Genomic DNA, 17435 nt, shown 5'->3' on the forward strand with positions numbered 1-17435 from the left:
TGCTTTTGATCAAATTATAGGGTTGCTAATCACATCCCAGCCAACCATCACTTTGTCTGGTGCTTAGGCAGCATAGGCAAGAGCTATGCCCGTACCTATCCTACAAAGCGAGGATAGAAATATATACCCCTGAACACCTATGACCCTAACCCTCAACCTACCTCCAGAAATGGAGCACTACATTATGCAAGAAGCCCAGCAGCAGGGGCTTTCGGTTGAGGCTATGACCTTGCAGCTTTTAGCAAAATCTATCGCCTTCAAGCAGATACAAGGGGCATTCGCGAAGCAATGCACCATGGAGATGCTTAACAATGAATGGCGCAATCGTTGCATTGCGGCCAAAAGCAAATTCTGGGATAGTTCGCTGAGGTTTCTGGGCCGCGAATGCACCTACACTTGCCCTTTTACCCACTCTCTGACCGCTCGCCGCAGGGCTAGCCGACCCGCCGATCGCTGCGATTCAATCAGCTGGGGCAGGGCGCGAATATCTAGCGTGGGGAAAACTTGGCTTTGGTCTGACGTTACGTAGCGGCCCTCTTCCAGCAGATAAATCGTCAGCACCCCGCTGTCGTAGCACCAAATTTCGGGCACCCCCAGGCGAGCGTAGATCGCAAAGCGATCGAGGGATTTGCTGGTCAGATCCACTTCGAGGGCGAGATCCGGGGGTGGGTCACGGTCTAGGTCAAACTCCAGCTTGCCCCGCACCAGCGCTTCGTTTTGGAAGTAAAAACAATTGTCGGGTTCAATACCAGCTTGCTTAGCCTTGCGTCGCCAGGTGGTCGAGCCATAGCACTCGTAATCTTGCTCTAATACTTCGGCCATATCTTCAATGGCTGTGCTAATCGACTGCTTGAAGTACTCGTGCTCTGGCAGGGGAGCCATAATTTCTAAAAATCCCTCGTCGTAGGCGATGCGAGTGCTGCGGTGGTTGCCCAGCTCGGCCAAAATGGCTTCAAACTCGGCCCAGCTGACGTCGCGCAGCAGCAGGCTCTGGCCCAGAGGCACATCAATTTGGCGTAGCTCAACGGTGACCATGGGTGCTTTCCTCAGGGGAGAAGAACAAAATGCTCGGCATCGCTAGCATCTACTACGGCCAGCCTAACCCATTCCATCGGTGACAAAAGCCACGGCTGGCGTGGCGGTACCGTTTGCGTAGGGTGCATTCGCGGCACATCAACCTTGGCTTACCGTCCCAGGACTTGCCCTTTGGCCGCAATGCACCGCCTACTAGACCGAGCCTTCACGGGGTTTATCGCTGCGCGGATGCACCCTACGACAGAAATCAGGCTGATATTACGGGATACAGGGGTTCCTGGCCATTCAAGCGCCAGAGGCTGATGCAGAGGGCGGTGGCGATCGCCAGCCAGACCAGGGACGGCAAAATAATCCACCCCGCCAGCGACACGGTTTGGAAATAGCTGAACGTGACCACCGCCACCGAGAGCAGCGGCCCCACCATCACCATCGGCACCGCCGCCCCCAGGCGACCTTCTACCGTGAAAATCGTGTTCCAGGTGTCGCCCAGGCTGAGGTGGGCCACATAGAGAATCAGCGGCAGGCACAGAAACGTTTGCCCCAGCGCCGACCACACCAGGTAGGCCGACACCACCCGCAGCACCGCAATACTCATCCACACGATGGGAAAGGCCAGCGGCGGTGGGGCCCAGCCGGGACGCTGGAGCGAGGTGTAGCGGCCGCTGTTGCGGGTGTTGTCGAGTAGGGAAAACAGGCGCGATCGCAGCGTCACAAAGGCAAAGAACCCGCAGGCTATCGCCGTCACAGCCCCCTGGGGGAGCGCGGTGGGGTTAAGGCTGCCAAATGCCAAATCCATCCCCCACAACAGCCCGGTCATCGCGGCCACCTGGGCGATCGTCGCCCCCAGGTAGGTCAGCGTCGCCCGCTTATCCCACTGGGGATTGGCTAAATCGGGCTGGATGGTTTTATCGCGGGTGCCATCGTTGACCCCCATCACGGTATTGATGCCGCTGGTGACAAATTTTGAATCGCTCATGGGTCTAAAGCTGATGGGTTAAGACAAGGGATGGCCGTTGGGAGGTATCTTGGCCTGATCTTGATCCTAAGCCGTTGAGGGCTGAATCGGGCAAAAAACTAGATGACTCAGGCTGCGATCGCCCCAGGGCAAGCGACTAGTACCGAAAGGCAGAAGTAAGAAGGCAGAAGGCAGAACGGGAACTCCAGGTCTCATAAGGGTTTCCGCGTGAGTAAACAGCTGGGTTATTGCCACCTCAGAGTACTAGATTTCCCCCCGCAGGTATTCGCCGCGCTCACCTCCGTTGACCTAAAATGCCTGAGAAAAGATCCTTTACCCATCCGACTAAAGCTGGTCAAACCAGCGGGAGGCCAGCATTTTTCAGCGGATTTGGCGATCGCGGGCCAGCGGCATAGTTCTGATTCTGATCCTTTTGCTGCCTGCGGCTAGGCTCCAGGCTCAGGATGAGGCCAGCCCAGAGGCACAGACCCCGGCTGTGCCTGACGCACCAGAAACCCTGCCGCAGCGCTCAGAAAACGGGCAATTCTTTGCCGATGTCTCAGTGCGCGGCCAGCCGGTGTTTCAGGTTGGTAGTTTGCCGGGGTTGAGTGCGAGCGATCGCGCCCAAATCATCAGCCGTCGCATTGGGGGGCTGCTCAGCCAGTCGCAATCGCTCGATGCCGTCACCGTGCAGGTAGACGAACAGCGCCAGATCGCCCTGCTGACGGTAAACAACCGGGTGCTGATGACCGTTACCCAGCAGGATGCCACCGACTTTGACACCACCGTCACAGACCTGGCGCAGCAGTGGGCCGATCGCTTGAATCAGGCCCTTGTGCAGCCCAATCTGGCCGTGGATGTGCTGCAACGGCTCGACGGCACAGCTCGACAGCTGGTGGATGACACGATTTTGCTGCTGCCTTCGCTGTTGGGAGCGCTGCTGCTGGTGGTACTCACCTGGCTGATGGCCATTGGCGTACGGCGGGTGGGGCTACTGTGGGCCGAGCAAACCGAGGGCGATCGCAGCACCGAAATTTTGATTGGGCGGCTCTGCTACGGCGGCGTTTGGGTACTGGGCAGCATCGTCGCCCTGGGGGTTTTGGGTCTAGATTTTGCCACCCTGCTCGGCACCCTGGGGCTGACCAGCGTCGCCATTGGTTTTAGCCTCAAAGACGTGCTCAGCAACTACATCTCGGGGGTGATTTTGCTCGCCGCTCGGCCCTTTCGCATTAGCGATCAGGTGGTGATTGGCAACTACGAAGGCACCGTGGTGCAGATTCAGCTGCGGGCCACCACCATGCGTACCTACGACGGGCGGTTGGTGTATATCCCTAACCAGCAGGTGTTTCAGAGCAGCGTGGTCAACAATACCGACTCTCCGGTACGACGCAGCGATGTTATGGTCGGGATTGACTATGACGCCGACATTACCACCGCTCGCCAGGTAATTATTGAGGCAGTCACGCCGATCAAGGGAGTCGAGCCCGAGCCCCCGCCGCTGATCTTGGTGCACGAACTGGCGGCCAGCACCGTGAATCTGGAGGTAAGGTTTTGGGTCAACTCTCGCCGTCAGTCCTATTTGCAGGTGACCTCAGCGGCGGCCCAGGCGATTAAAGAAGGGCTACAGGCGGCAGGGGTGGAGATGCCCACCGAGATCTACACGCTGACCTTTCGCGATCGCCCCATCGCAGATGCCGTCGATGTGGTGGCGAGGGAGATTTCAGGAGATTAGGTTTCAGGTGTCGGGTTTCAGGACTGGTGAACCGATTAACGCCAGGCTGTACTAGAACGCCGGTACAGAAACCCGGTTTCTCGGCCAGAATGCCAGTCACGCGGTTAGGGCAGTGACCAAGAAACCGAGTTTTTAGCCATACTGTACTGGTGCTCTAGCAGGATGAATTGAATGATCACGACATTCGAAGAAGCCTATGAATTGATTCTCGAATTGGGCATCTGCACAATTTTATGGAAAAACCAGCTGCCAGCGGCATATCCCGACGAGATATTCTATCCCGAGATTTGGGCCGCTCATGTATTGGAAGACTGAGGAGAACTTGGCATTCGGGACGGTGCATCGCATGGTGGGCTGCATTTAGCCCTCCCAGCCCCCATTCTGGGGGGAGCCGGAATTCAAAATCCCCCCGGAGCGGACTGTGAATTGCATACCCATCCATCGCATCAGCAAAGATTGGCGTTTCGCCGTCAACTACTGCACCCAATTCTGAGCAACCCCGTGCGCCGTGCAGGTGGTAACCAGTAACTGGATTGATGTGACCACCGCAATCGTCAAATACCGCAATAGTATATGCGCCCAATATTGCTTCTATCTGCACTGACACAGGGCTAGACGACACTATCTCTACTCTGGTCTGTTATAGCTATGACGACAGGCTTCTGTCGTCTGCCCGCTTTCACCCGCAACGGTTTGGTACTCAAACTCCCAACAATCTTCTGAGGTCTGGCGATAAAGAATTGAACTCGTGACTCCAGACGTCGTTAACGAATCAAAAGCCAAACGATAATCGCCATCTTCATTTTTCTCAAAATCTGTGATCAGCGTTGAGACCGGTTCACCATAGCTACCACCAAGCGGGCTTGGTGTGCGCTGCGCCAGGGCATCAAAGGGGCGAGGTTCTATATGGAAAATGGGCACACCGTCAACCGCAACCGCGATCGGACCACGGGCGCTGGCTTCAACGGGTTCAGCGAGCCAATCAGGGGCAAGGGGAATCCGCCAGTGATAATCGTAGGGAACCGCAACTCTTTGGATCCAGGATGTGATGCCGATCATCGGTACATCTTCGTGACTTCCAGAGGTCAAATCAGGCAGACCTGTCGCGGTTACCTCAAGGAAATCAGCCGTACAATTGACTGCCTCAGAATTGAGGTGCAACTCAAAAGCCGCTTCATCGGTTGCGCAGTCTGCTGTGGTTGGCAAACTTTGCCCCACCCTAGAGCAGCCCCAAATCAAAAGCATCATGGCTATCGTAAGCTTGGCGGCACGCAAAACCCGACCGATCTGTGTATTATGTTGCATTGGCATAATCAATTCCGTGTTGATGTTCCACTCAGTGGGCAAACGCTCTGGTTTAACGCCGATGGCGTTTGTACGGATGGATGCGCTGAGGACTATACAGATTTCATTTCGTCACGGACATTAACTGGGCGGAGGCCCACCACCCTCAGGAGGCCCACCACCCTCAGGTGGCCCACCATCCTCAGGCGGCTCACCATCCTCAGGTGGGCCGGGCCGACGGATCGGGCGTTCCCTTCACGCAGCGCTGTACGAAGGGGTAAGCGTCGGTCACGTAGTAGTGATAGATGCCTTGCGGGAATTCCGGCGTCACCGCAAAACGGCCATTACATTCGTCAAGGTCACCAGAACCTTCAACATAGTCATAGTCTTGGGAAAACGTACCCATGGGTATGAGGTCGACACTGGGACGATCCGGATCCGGCGTGGTTTTCAATTGATAGCTAGGTGCCATCGTCTGCAAGGCACTGGTGCTAGATTCGGGATCGCTGTAGCCATAGCGCGCATAGAGCGGAAACCCATCTACCGCCCAAGCAATGAGCTGCATCGATTCGCCAGCCAAATTCTGTACCGACAGCATGCCTTCGGGCATACCGTGATAGTGATAGACACCACCCCGCTGCACATGGGCGTGATTGGCATCTTCACCAAAGTCAAAGGTCGATTGGCCTAGCGCTTCCATCGTCCACTCCCCAGTGCTACCAGGCCTCAAACTGCACTCAGACACATCGGTGATATTGGAGGCACACCGCCCACCCGTCCCAGGATTAAACTTCACCCCGTTCAGCGCATAGGCCGGGTTTATAACCCGCTGACCAGCGCCTGTACGCGCAACAGGATTCAGCGGCATCACGAAATTGACCTCGTGGGCCGTAATGGGGTTAAGCTCCCCCACGAACTGTTCACCCGTTTGATGATTCGGGACCCCGTTTGCAACTAGCTGCCGCTGCTCATCAGCACAAGACCACTGTGCCTCACTTTGCAGACCCAATTGCTCGTTCAGCACGTTGGTGCTGGCATCGCAGAGGGCGCCCGAGGTGTCGGCCTCGGTGGATGCAATGGGTTCCCCTAAGTTACCTTCTGGCCGATTGCCCCCCGGCCCGCCTCTGGGTGAACCGCCTTCGGGTGGGCCACCTTCTGGCCTGACTTGGGCAACATCTTGAGTCACGCTTTCGTGACCCTGCTGGGCCATCGGACTATGTAATCCGAATGCCAGCACTGCGATCGCAACGCCCAATGTAAGAACGATTAGTCCTACTTTTTTCATGGATATAGCTCCAGTTAAAGAGAACGCTAAATAGCGCAAGTAAGCTTGCGCTTTATGAGTGATTTCCAGCCAAATTGTTGGCCAGTTTCATTGCTGTAAAAAGATTACTGAACGGTTTTTCTGGCTAGCGCCAAATTGTCCAAAACCAGATTGAAAGACCAGATAAAATGTCGGTAGAGGCAGAAGGCAGGAGCGCTAGATTTTGCCTCTGCCTCTTTAAATAATTGGGGTTTGTCGGCGTAAACACTGGCAGGTTTAATTAATCACCCAGTAACCATGGTTACGCCAATATTGTTCTTGCAGGGCCGTGTCTAATTGGGTGGTTGTAATATGGCCCTCGCTAACGAATAACCTACCCAGTGGCTTCATCTGCTGAGCCTGTGTGTGCAACTTCTTCTCTAGCTCTGAAACAGAAATTGCTCCTTGCCGGACTAGAATTTGTCCCAGTTTCATGATTACATTCTCATAACTGATAAGGATTGGGAATTTCACTTGTGTGATGATCGCTGTCGGGGTGAGCCAAGTCGACAATCCTTCTTGGGTCTAAATTTGGATCTCAACGTCAAGGGAAACGTCGGAGGGTTCTGGCCGGTCGTTTTGAGGGTTATTGGGTTGTCTAACAGGTGGTCTTGGTGCTGGTTCCGGTGGTGCTGGTGCTGGTGCTGGTGCTGGTGCTGGTGCTGGTGCTGGTGCTGGTGCTGGTGCTGGTGCTGGTGCTGGTGCTGGTGGCTTCTCCACTCTCTGGGCAGTCACAACATGACGATGCGGTCTTTCTTCTTCGTCACGAGCTTGGGCGCTAGTGGCTGCAGCTGTGATAAAGCCTGTGCAAGCAATACCGACTAATGCTGTGGACAAAAAGTTTTTGACTGTTTGATTTGGTCTCATTTTACGGCTCCCAAAATTTACAAACGAGTGATCTCTATAACCTCTTTTTGCAAACTTTTATTTGACGATTAGAGTGGCTAGAAATCATATGAATAAACAATAGAAACAATATCAACAGAATATATCAGTCATCAGTCACGATTAGTCTATGCCTAAAGTCACGATAAATTCACTATCAAGAAACTCGTAGTCGAATAAAATCACGGTCACCCCCGGTTGCTCGGCTGCCTCACTAAAACCAGACGGTGTTCTTGCGGCTCAATGCTCTGGGCCACGCGACCACCCGATTCACCGCCACGTCGCCTATCTCCTGTTGCCGTTGCATCGCACAGCTGCCCCTCGCCAGTATCCGGGTATGGGCGTGATAGCCACCGGACCCACGCAGGGAATGAAGCAATAGGGTGAGCCGGAAAGGACAGATTCAAAATCTTGAGAGGGTTGATGCGATCGCTCAGAGCTGATTATCCACAAAACTTTTGGCATGACAGTGTCAGACCTAGATAATCAAGTGAGATTTTATACCCCGAAGTCATGGTTGCGACAGAGCCCAGAACGTGATGTAGCAAGACCCAATTTAGATTCACGTAATGTTTCTATGAACACGGTTTTTTTGAGTCGTTGTTCTATCGTTTATCTATTAGGTAGATCGGCCAGCTGTTTCAGATAATCACGCCGTTTAGCGTTATTGGCGTATTCTTCTCTGAGTCATCTGATGAAAAAACGCCGTATCACAATGCTTCCGTTTCAAGATAGCAGAGGTGAGAAGGCGGATCAGCTATCAGTTGTCAAGGGAATCCATGCAAAATGCTGAAAAAGTTAAAAAATCTCGGCCCAGGTTTAATCGTGACAGCGGCTTTTATGGGGCCAGGTACGGTAACGACAGCCAGTATCACGGGTGCCAGCTTTGGCTTCGCTTTGCTATGGGCGATCGCATTCTCAACGGTCGCGACGATTGTGCTCCAGGAAATGGCCGGTCGCTTAGGCTTGGTTAGTCGCAAAGGCCTCGGAGAAGCCCTAGCAACGACCTTTAAGATACCCGCCGTGCGGATTGCCGCGATTGCCTTGATGATTGCGGCGATCGCGTTCGGCAACGCCGCCTTTGAGACGGGCAACATCATCGGCACGGCGATCGGTCTGGAAGCCATTGTTGGCGGCAGCACCAAAATCTGGGCAGTAGTGATCGGCATCATTGCCTTTGTACTGCTCTATTTAGGCATTTACAAGCTGATTGAGAAAGTGTTAGTGGGCCTGGTGCTGATCATGAGTGTGGTCTTCTTGTTGTCCGCGATCGTGGCCCGTCCTGATCTGGGAGCCGCGTTCTCGGGATTGTTGATTCCCCGGATTCCAGAAGGTTCGTTGGTGAGCGTGATTGCTTTGATTGGGACAACAGTGGTTCCCTACAATCTATTTCTACACTCTAACTCAGTGCAGGAAAAATGGTCGGATGAGTTATTGATACCCGAAGCGATTAGCGAATCTCGCTTTGACACCATTGTCTCGATCGCCTTAGGCGGACTCATTACCATGGCGATTCTGTCCACATCAGCCGCAGCTTTCTTTGGCGCAGGCACGACGATTGATAGCGCTGGAGCCATGGCTGAACAACTTGAACCTTTACTTGGCCCAGCGGCGCGAATTTTCTTTGCCACGGGACTGTTTGCGGCAGGAATTACCAGCACAATTACTGCTCCCCTGGCCACGGCTTATACGATCTGTGGAGCCTTAGGGTGGGAGCAAAATCTCAAAGCCATCAAGTTTCGCAGCGCTTGGATTATCACACTGGTGGTCGGTACGGTGCTGGCCGCTAGCGGGACCAGACCGCTGCAAGCCATTGTGTTTGCTCAGGCGGCCAATGGGCTGCTGTTACCCCTCGTTGCAGTCTTTCTCTTATTTGTGATGAATCGTTCTGATCTGTTGGGAGAATACAAAAATAAAACGGTTACCAATATCTTGGGCTTCACTGTCGTTTTGGTCGCCGCCGGTCTGGGCGCAAACCAACTGTTGAAAGTATTTGGCGTAGTCTAGGAGGGACACTATCACGAGCATGTCACCTTTGAGCCCACTCAAAGAGAAGCCGCTGCGCGTCTAGTGCTCTTCCCATTAGGGTAGGCCGTACAGGATATTTGCAAAGCTGACATGCGCCCGTCATCATTGAGCGGCTAAATCCTTACGGCGAACGGGCAACCGCTCCTAGCCACAGCGGCAGTGCGGGCGCGGTCGTGTCAAGTCCTCAGGGCTGCCGGAGTTAGTTAATGATGCCCCCCTAGGTTTGCCCGCAGCCTATAACAAATTTTGATGGATTGATTCGAGTTAAAGCATCAATGAACAGCACAGAGAACAGCACAGAAGCGCGTACTGACAAGAAATCTGATGGGCAGTGGCAGTTTTGGATCGACCGAGGTGGCACGTTTACGGACATTGTCGCTAAGCGACCCGACGGCGAAATTATCGTGCATAAGCTGCTGTCTGAGAATCCTGAGCAGTATACAGATGCGCCCGTGCAAGGGATTCGCGACTGTTTGCAGCTAGGCCCAGATGAGCCGATTCCAGCTGAGCAGATTGCGGGAATTAAGATGGGCACGACGGTGGCGACCAATGCGCTGCTAGAGCATCAGGGCGATCGCACCCTGTTTGTCACCACCCAAGGCTTTGGCGATGCCCTCAGAATCGGCTATCAAAATCGGCCTCATATCTTTGCTCGCGAGATTGTGCTGCCGCAGATGCTTTACGAGCGCGTGGTCGAGGTCGAGGAGAGAATCAATGCCCAGGGCAAGGTGTTGACGCCGCTGCAATCGGAGGCGGCTCGACAGCAGCTACAAGCAGCTTACGACACCGGGATTCGCAGCTGTGCGATCGCCCTGATGCACGGCTATCGCTACCCCCAACACGAGCAAGCCCTGGGCGAACTGGCCCAGCAGATCGGCTTTACCCAGGTCTCGCTTTCCCATCAGGTGAGCCCGCTGATGAAATTGGTCAGTCGAGGCGATACGACGGTGGTCGATGCTTACCTCTCGCCGATTTTACGGCGCTATGTCGATCGCGTGACCACTCAAATTTCAGGTGTCGATCACGCACCACCGCTGATGTTTATGCAGTCGAATGGCGGCTTGAGCGACGCTCAGTTTTTCCAGGGCAAAGACAGCATTCTTTCAGGGCCAGCTGGGGGCATTGTCGGTGCGGTCAAAACGAGCCAGTTGGCTGGCTTCGAGAAGATTATCAGCTTTGATATGGGTGGCACGTCTACCGATGTGGCTCACTATGCCGGTGAATATGAGCGCACGTTTGAGTCCGAAGTCGCTGGCGTGCGGCTGCGCACGCCGATGATGGCCATCAATACGGTAGCAGCGGGCGGTGGCTCCATTGTGCAGTATGACGGCAGTCGCTATCGCGTCGGGCCAGCGTCTGCCGGGGCGAATCCGGGTCCGGCGAGCTATGGCCGGGGCGGGCCGCTCACCGTCACGGACTGCAACGTGCAGGTGGGTAAACTGCAGCCCGATTTCTTTCCCAAGGTGTTTGGCCCCAAAGCCGATGCGCCGTTGAACCCACAGGTTGTGGCAGAGAAATTCGAGCAGCTAGCGGCTGAGATTGGGGATGGCCGGAGTGTCGCGGCGGTAGCCGATGGATTCTTAAGTATCGCGGTCGAGAAGATGGCTAGCGCGATTAAACAAATCTCGCTGCAAAAAGGCTATGACGTGTCTAAATATGCGCTCTGCTGCTTTGGCGGGGCGGGCGGGCAACATGCCTGTTTGATTGCGGCGGCATTGGGCATGAAACGAATTTTGATTCATCCCTATGCGGGGGTGCTATCTGCCTACGGGATTGGCCTCGCGGAACTGCGCGTGTTGCGAGAAGCCTCATTAGAGGCCCCGCTGACGGCTGAATTAGACCTTTCGCCTCGCTTTGATGAGTTGATTGCCGATGCGAAGGACGAACTCGCACAGCAGTCAGTGCAGCCAATTGATGTGGAAACCCGGCGGCGGGCGCATCTCAAATATGACGGCACCGACTCGACGCTGTTGGTCGAGTTTGACACGGCGGCGCGGATGCAACAGCAGTTTGAAACCCAGCATCAGCAGCGCTATGGCTTTGTGGCTGAAGGCAAAACCCTAGTGGTGGAGGCCATTTCGATTGAGTTGGTGGCTCAAACCCAGCAGGCCGATGAGCCGCAGCGCGAGCGCCAGTCGGCCGATGCCCCCCAGCCGGTAGCCCAGGTGAAAATTTATACGGCGGATGACTGGCATGAGACGCCCATTTATCAGCGGCAAGATTTGCAGCCCGGCGATACGATTACCGGGCCAGCACTCATTGTTGAAGTGACTGGGACTAACGTAATCGAACCGGACTGGCAGGTCGAGGTGAGCGATCGCAACTACCTTATCCTCACCTATCAAGAGTCGGCAGAGACCTCAGAGAGTACCGATATCAGCACCGCGCCTGCTGACCCCGTCATGTTGGAAATTTTCAACAATCTGTTTCGCTCGATCGCTGAGCAGATGGGCACTACGCTGCAAAACACGAGCTATTCGGTGAATATCAAAGAACGGCTCGATTTCTCCTGCGCCATCTTTGACCAAAACGGGCAGCTAGTCGCGAATGCGCCCCACATTCCTGTGCATTTGGGATCGATGAGTGAGAGTGTGCGATCGCTGATCGACAGCCGTGGGGATGCGCTGCAACCGGGGGATGTTTATATCTTGAACAATCCCTATCACGGCGGCACTCACTTGCCCGACGTCACCGCCATTACCCCCGTTTTTGAAACCGGGAAAGACACCGTCATTTTTTACCTGGCTTCGCGCGGGCATCACGCCGATATTGGAGGCATCACGCCAGGGTCCATGCCCTCTGATAGCACGTCGGTAGAGCAGGAAGGCGTGCTGTTTGACAACTTCCAACTCGTCGAGGCGGGCCAGTTTCGCGAGGCCGAACTGCGACAGATGTTGACCGAAGACAAGTATCCGGTACGCAATCCGACTCAGAATATTGCCGATTTGCAGGCGCAGATTGCGGCCAATGAGAAAGGCGTACAGGAGCTGCAGCGGATGCTAGAGCAGTATGGGCTAGAGACGGTGCAAGCCTACATGGGCTATGTGCAGGATAATGCTGAAGAATCGGTGCGGCGGGCGATTGACCGGCTCAGTGACGGCAGCTTTACCTACGAGCTAGATAGCGGCGATCGCATCCAAGTCAACATTCAAATTCACAAGGGCGATCGCAGCGCCACCATTGACTTTTCTGGGACCTCACCCCAGCTCAACAACAACTTCAATGCCCCCTCTGCCATCTGTAAGGCAGCGGTTCTCTATGTCTTTAGAACGCTGGTAGACGATGATATTCCCTTGAATGCCGGCTGCCTCAAGCCCCTGAAGATTGTCATTCCCCCAGGCTGTTTGCTCAATCCTGAATACCCCGCCGCAGTGGTGGCCGGTAATGTCGAAACCTCGCAGGCGATCGTCGATACGCTGTATGGCGCTTTGGGCGTCTTAGCCGCCTCCCAAGGCACGATGAACAATTTCACCTTTGGCAATCAGCGCTATCAGTACTATGAGACCATCTGCGGTGGCTCTGGCGCGGGGCCTGACTTTGAGGGAACAGACGCCGTGCAAACTCACATGACCAACTCTCACCTCACCGATCCAGAAGTCCTGGAATGGCGATTCCCCGTGCTTTTGGAAAGCTTCTCGATTCGGCAAAGCAGTGGCGGTGCGGGCCAACACCGTGGGGGGCATGGGGTGATTCGACGGCTGCAGTTCACAGAACCCATGACCGCAGCGATTCTCTCTAGCCATCGGCGAATTCAACCCTTCGGACAATCTGGCGGCGCCGCCGGCACCGTCGGCCACAACTGGATTCAGCGCCACGATGGCAGCCGCGAAGACCTCGCTGGCACAGCTACCGTGGATATGGAGGCAGGCGACACGTTTGTGATCGAAACTCCCGGAGGTGGCGGATTTGGCGCGCCATAAAAGCAGTATGAAAATTATCTTTAGGGGTGCGATCGAAATAAAATCACCCTCATCCCCAGGGAGTTTATTTCTAAGCCAATCCCTTGGGGTGCTCTTTTGCTTTGGTATATCGCGATGAATTCCACAGTGCAGTCTTCAAAATCACGTTCACCCCGAGACGTTCGACTTCGCTGTCGGAGTGGGGGCCTCGATCAGCCCACATCGGGGCTGGCAATGGGCTACGTACAAACTAACCTGGTGATTTTGCCCAGTCGCTGGGCGGCTGAGTTCTTGGTGTTTTGCCAGCAAAATCCCAAGCCCTGCCCGGTTTTAGAAGTCTTGGATCAGGGCAATCCGGAGCCCCAGCAGTTCGCCCCAGCGGCTGATATCCGCACCGACCTGCCCCGCTATCGCGTGTTTAGAGACGGCGAGCTGGTGGAAGAGCGGCCAGACATTAAATCGTTGTGGACAGATGATCTGGTCGGATTTCTAATTGGGTGCTCTTTCTCTTTTGAGGAGGCCATGCTGAAGGCGGGATTGACGGTTCGGCATATTGAAGAAAATAAGAATGTGCCGATGTATCGCACGACGCTGAACTGTCAGCCGACCGATCGCTTTTCTGGGCCGATGGTGGTTTCGATGCGTCCCCTCCCAGCCGACCAAATCGCCCGAGCAGTAGACATTACGGGGCGATATGCCCAGGTCCACGGTGCGCCCCTTCACATCGGCGAGCCCGCTGAGATTGGCATTAAAGATCTCGCTACCCCTGACTACGGCGAGGCGGTGACCATTCATCCGGGGGAAACGCCGGTATTTTGGGCCTGTGGTGTCACGCCGCAAGCGGCCATTACGCAGGCAAAACCCGAGCTGGCGATTACCCATGCGCCAGGCTGCATGCTGGTCACAGATGTGAAAAATGAGTCGTTGCTATTACAGCCGCAGGACCGCACAGAATTTTGCGTCAGCGGTTTAGAATCCCAATCATTTAAGCGATCGCATCCTGTTCAAACAGAAGCCAGCCCCGAGTCGCGCCGATGAGCCATTCCGTCTTGAACATGAATAATGCGACGAGTTTGCGCGGCAATATCAGGCTCATGGGTCACAATCACCACGGTAATTCCCTGGTGATTGAGTTCGGTGAGGAGGGCCATGACTTCCTGCGAGGTTTGGGTATCGAGCGCGCCCGTCGGTTCATCGGCCAGGACCAGGGCTGGTCGGTTGACCAAGGCCCGAGCGATCGCCACCCGCTGCTGTTGTCCGCCCGAGAGTTGACTCGGTCGATTACCCAGGCGATCGCCCAATCCCACTCGCGTCAGAGCTGCTGCTGCCTGCTGACGTCGCTGGCTCCGACTCGCACCAGCATAGACCATGGGCAGCATGACGTTTTCTAAGGCAGTTGAGCGCGGCAGCAGGTTAAATTGCTGAAACACAAAGCCAATGCGCGCGATGTCCCAAGCGACTCAAGCTCAGCAAAAGTTGGCGGGGTTGTTGACCTCGCTCGAAGCCTCCCACACCCAATTGCAGCACTATGCTGCGCGGGTGGCTGATTTAGCGACCACCGAAGAACGGAATCGCTTAGCGCGTGACATTCACGATAGTCTGGGCCATCATCTGGCGGCGATCAATATTCAGCTCGAAAAAGCCAACGCCTACAGAGAACGCGATCCCAGTCGTGCCTATGAAGCAGTAGACCATGCGAAACGCACGGTGCAAGCGGCCCTGAAAGATGTGCGGGAGTCGGTCAGCAGTCTGCGTCAAGACAATGAACCCTTCTTATTTCAGGAGACCCTCAACGATTTGCTCCGACGCATGCGTCATAGTGAACTGGAGCGATCGCTCACCCTATAGCCGACTGAAGCTGATGACCCTGTACCGGGTGATTCAAGAAGGGCTGACCAATGTGCATAAGCATGCCAGGGCTAGCCAAGTGACGATCGCGATCGATTTTGGTGCTCATGTCGCCACTCTAGACCTGATCGACAATGGTTTGGGGTTCGATGTCGCCGCCTGGACGTTGCGGGGCAACGAACAAACCACCCATGGATTGATCGGCTTACAGGAACGGCTCAGTTTAGTGGGGGGCACCCTTGACATCAGCAGTCAGCCCCAAGGCACCCAGCTGACGGTCAAAATTCCTCAAGCCCAGGTTCAGGCGCACCTGCTGACTCGTTTAAATCCGGAGTCAATGGCATGACGGTCAAAATCCGCATTTTGCTGGTCGATGACCAGTACCTGATTCGCGAAGGGATTGCTTCTTTATTAGAACTTGAAGCGGCCATTGAGGTCGTGGGCCTCGCTGCCAATGGTCAAGAGGCGATCGCCCAAGCCCTTGATTTAAAGCCGCATATCATTCTCATGGACGTGCGCATGCCGGAAATGAGTGGCGTAGAAGCCACCGCGCAGATCAGGCAAGTTCTACCCGCTTGCCAAATCATCATGCTCACCACCTTTGATGATGAGGAGTTCATTGTGCAGTCGCTGCTGGCCGGGGCCTGTGGCTACTTGATGAAAGACATTCCCCCAAAAGACCTGATTCAAGCTATCAAGTTGGCCCATGCCGGGGTCTATCAACTAGCGCCTGAGGTGGCAGGCAAACTGATTGGCGCCCTCAAACATAAACAGGAGTTTGTCACCAAACCGCCCATTGAGACATCGCTGACTGCAAGAGAACTAGAGGTTCTAAAACTGCTTGCTAAAGGAACGACAAATAAAGGCATTGCCCAGGCCCTATATGTCAGTGAGGGAACGGTCAAAAATCACGTTTCTAATATTTTGATGAGGCTAGATCTGAGAGATCGCACCCAAGCTGCAATATATGCGGTAGAGAATGGTTTGAGCTAGCGAAAATTTGTCGATTTAAAAATCGGGTAGCTGATTTAAATGGTAACCGTCCCTCAGCGAGCGTTTTAAGCTAGGCAAAGCGGTTCAGGGTGATCTACCAGCGGGGCGTCCTGCTCGGGTTCAGCCTGAGGAAGTAAGGAGGGCGTAGGCCGGTTCAACCGGGCAGCGGCATAGGCTTGAGTGAGAAAGTCCAAGACATTGCGATGCTGAGCCTGCAGTGACGTCACCACCGTGAGCATGCGCGAGACAAACAAACTGCCCTCGTTGGACTGGACACCAAAACTGGTGCGCCGCCAGATCACCGCTGGGCGTAACGCCCGCTCTGCGGCATTGTTGGTCGGCTCCACTGCTGGAGTCTGCACAAACGTCCACAGGGCTGGTTCCACCTGCAAGAGTTGCTGGCAGGTGCGGATGGTTTTAGCCAACGGCGTCTTTTCCGCGACGCCGAGGGGCAGGGCAGTGGCCGCAACGAGTTCAGCCTTAAACCCATCCCGCAACCGTTCGACCTGCTGGATAAAGTCGTGCCGGGACAAGGTGCCATCCCGGACTCGGTGCCACCAGCGAAATAATCGTCGCTGCCGCCTTAATAGAGCCTCACCAATCTCGCGCGAGACCCCGCTGCGTTCCGCCATGGCCGTAAAGTCTCGCTTCAGATGCGCCCAGCACACTTGCCATCGGCTCACCTCAATCCAGCGGTAGGCACTGTAGCGGTCAGAGATGACAATCCCTGAAACCGCTTGACCAATCAAGGCTTGAGCGGTCGCCTGTGACCGACTGAGCACCACCTCGAAAAAACTCACCAACGGCGTCACCAGCACCCAAAGCCAGCCCTTGGTGCGCTGTGGATTCCCCCCGTCTCGATTGCCTTGGGGATAGCTGGTTTCATCGCTATGCATGACGGGCTGGCCCTGCACATACGCCTTGGCCGCCTCCACCGCCGGACTCACCGCGTCGCTGATGTCCTGTCGCAGACGACCGACCCCGCCGCGCGAGAGGCGCACCCCGAAGAGGTCATCCATCAGCGCACACACCTGTCGATAGCTCAGCCGGTATGCCCCACTCAGCAATGCCACCATAGCCGTCAGCCGTTCACCATAGCCCAGGGCGGAGACCCCGAGCGGCAGCGGGGCGCAGGTCACCGTGTCGCAGCACTCGCACCTCAGGCCATGCAATCGATACTCAACCACCTCGGGCAAAACGGGCGGGAGCTCTATCACTTGATGGCGGTGGGGATGAGGATCTTGGCCCGATAAACTGGCTCCACACCCTTGGCAGGCGGGGGGAATGACGTCATGGACGGCACGACAATCGTCCGCTGGATATAGCTTTCGGGCTTCGCGGGGAGTGGCTTTCCCGCTCCGCTCTCGCAGTGGCTTTTTGCCTTTTCCGTTGGCTTTAACGCCTTTGCCAAAGCCATCCGTTGACGGCGGTTTGGATGAATTCTGCGAACTCTGATTGACGTTCTCTTCCAGC

Annotated in this window: 13 protein-coding genes and 1 pseudogene; 8 read left to right on the plus strand and 6 right to left on the minus strand. The window is 55.2% G+C overall.

What is annotated here, in order from left to right; translation table 11 throughout:
* Window positions 1-390: 390 nt before the first annotated feature.
* The gene (locus IQ254_RS04185) at window positions 391-1035 is read right to left on the minus strand and encodes a Uma2 family endonuclease (RefSeq protein ID WP_193964718.1); all 645 of its coding nucleotides are present in this window, start codon (window positions 1033-1035) and stop codon (window positions 391-393) included.
* A 247-nt stretch (window positions 1036-1282) separates the two neighbouring features.
* Window positions 1283-2011, minus strand: coding sequence for a TspO/MBR family protein (locus IQ254_RS04190; protein ID WP_193964727.1), 729 nt, complete (start codon window positions 2009-2011; stop codon window positions 1283-1285).
* A gap of 475 nt (window positions 2012-2486) precedes the next feature.
* Here IQ254_RS04190 and IQ254_RS04195 point away from each other — a divergent pair, with 475 nt between their 5' ends.
* The gene (locus tag IQ254_RS04195) at window positions 2487-3722 is read left to right on the plus strand and encodes a mechanosensitive ion channel family protein (protein WP_313887361.1); all 1236 of its coding nucleotides are present in this window, start codon (window positions 2487-2489) and stop codon (window positions 3720-3722) included.
* Window positions 3723-4349: 627 nt separating this feature from the next.
* On the opposite strand, the gene IQ254_RS04200 is transcribed toward IQ254_RS04195, so the two are convergent.
* Window positions 4350-5033: a hypothetical protein gene (locus IQ254_RS04200; RefSeq protein ID WP_193964729.1), complete on the minus strand. Its 684-nt coding sequence runs from the start codon at window positions 5031-5033 to the stop codon at window positions 4350-4352.
* A 193-nt stretch (window positions 5034-5226) separates the two neighbouring features.
* Window positions 5227-6291 (minus strand): YHYH protein, encoded by a 1065-nt coding sequence (locus IQ254_RS04205; RefSeq protein ID WP_228040122.1) that lies wholly within the window; start codon window positions 6289-6291, stop codon window positions 5227-5229.
* 629 nt (window positions 6292-6920) lie between these two features.
* Here IQ254_RS04205 and IQ254_RS04210 point away from each other — a divergent pair.
* The 4 genes from IQ254_RS04210 to IQ254_RS04225 all read left to right on the plus strand — a co-directional run bounded on the left by IQ254_RS04210 (window position 6921) and on the right by IQ254_RS04225 (window position 14159).
* On the plus strand, window positions 6921-7091 hold the full coding sequence (locus IQ254_RS04210) for a hypothetical protein (RefSeq protein ID WP_193964731.1): 171 nt from the start codon (window positions 6921-6923) through the stop codon (window positions 7089-7091).
* An 889-nt stretch (window positions 7092-7980) separates the two neighbouring features.
* Window positions 7981-9201 carry an Nramp family divalent metal transporter gene (locus IQ254_RS04215; RefSeq protein WP_193964738.1) on the plus strand — a complete coding sequence of 407 codons (1221 nt, stop codon included), beginning with the start codon at window positions 7981-7983 and terminating at the stop codon, window positions 9199-9201.
* A 296-nt stretch (window positions 9202-9497) separates the two neighbouring features.
* Window positions 9498-13142, plus strand: a complete 3645-nt coding sequence (locus tag IQ254_RS04220) for a hydantoinase B/oxoprolinase family protein (RefSeq protein ID WP_193964740.1) — start codon at window positions 9498-9500, stop codon at window positions 13140-13142.
* Window positions 13143-13256: 114 nt separating this feature from the next.
* On the plus strand, window positions 13257-14159 hold the full coding sequence (locus tag IQ254_RS04225) for a putative hydro-lyase (RefSeq protein ID WP_193964742.1): 903 nt from the start codon (window positions 13257-13259) through the stop codon (window positions 14157-14159).
* On the opposite strand, the pseudogene IQ254_RS04230 reads toward IQ254_RS04225, so the two are convergent.
* A pseudogene (locus IQ254_RS04230) lies at window positions 14126-14563 on the minus strand (ABC transporter ATP-binding protein); the annotation flags it as partial. The gene IQ254_RS04225 and the pseudogene IQ254_RS04230 sit on opposite strands and share 34 nt — an antisense overlap.
* Window positions 14564-14567: 4 nt before the next feature.
* Here IQ254_RS04230 and IQ254_RS31330 point away from each other — a divergent pair.
* From IQ254_RS31330 to IQ254_RS04240, 3 genes are read left to right on the plus strand one after another with little or no spacing between them, the layout of a single operon-like run.
* Window positions 14568-14969, plus strand: a complete 402-nt coding sequence (locus tag IQ254_RS31330) for a sensor histidine kinase (RefSeq protein WP_228040124.1) — start codon at window positions 14568-14570, stop codon at window positions 14967-14969.
* Window positions 14941-15315 (plus strand): sensor histidine kinase, encoded by a 375-nt coding sequence (locus IQ254_RS31335; RefSeq protein ID WP_228040126.1) that lies wholly within the window; start codon window positions 14941-14943, stop codon window positions 15313-15315. Before IQ254_RS31330 ends, IQ254_RS31335 begins: the two co-directional genes overlap by 29 nt.
* A complete protein-coding gene (locus IQ254_RS04240; RefSeq protein WP_193964744.1) occupies window positions 15312-15962 on the plus strand; it encodes a response regulator transcription factor in 651 nt (216 codons plus the stop codon). The genes IQ254_RS31335 and IQ254_RS04240 overlap by 4 nt, the downstream gene beginning before the upstream one ends.
* 65 nt (window positions 15963-16027) lie before the next feature.
* Here the strand turns inward: IQ254_RS04240 and IQ254_RS04245 are convergent.
* Window positions 16028-17435: IS66 family transposase (locus IQ254_RS04245; RefSeq protein WP_193964753.1), on the minus strand; the 1408-nt coding region annotated here is incomplete at its 5' end.

It is taken from the genome of Nodosilinea sp. LEGE 07088 (genome assembly GCF_015207395.1).
In the GTDB taxonomy this organism is placed as follows: Bacteria; Cyanobacteriota; Cyanobacteriia; order Phormidesmidales; family Phormidesmidaceae; genus Nodosilinea.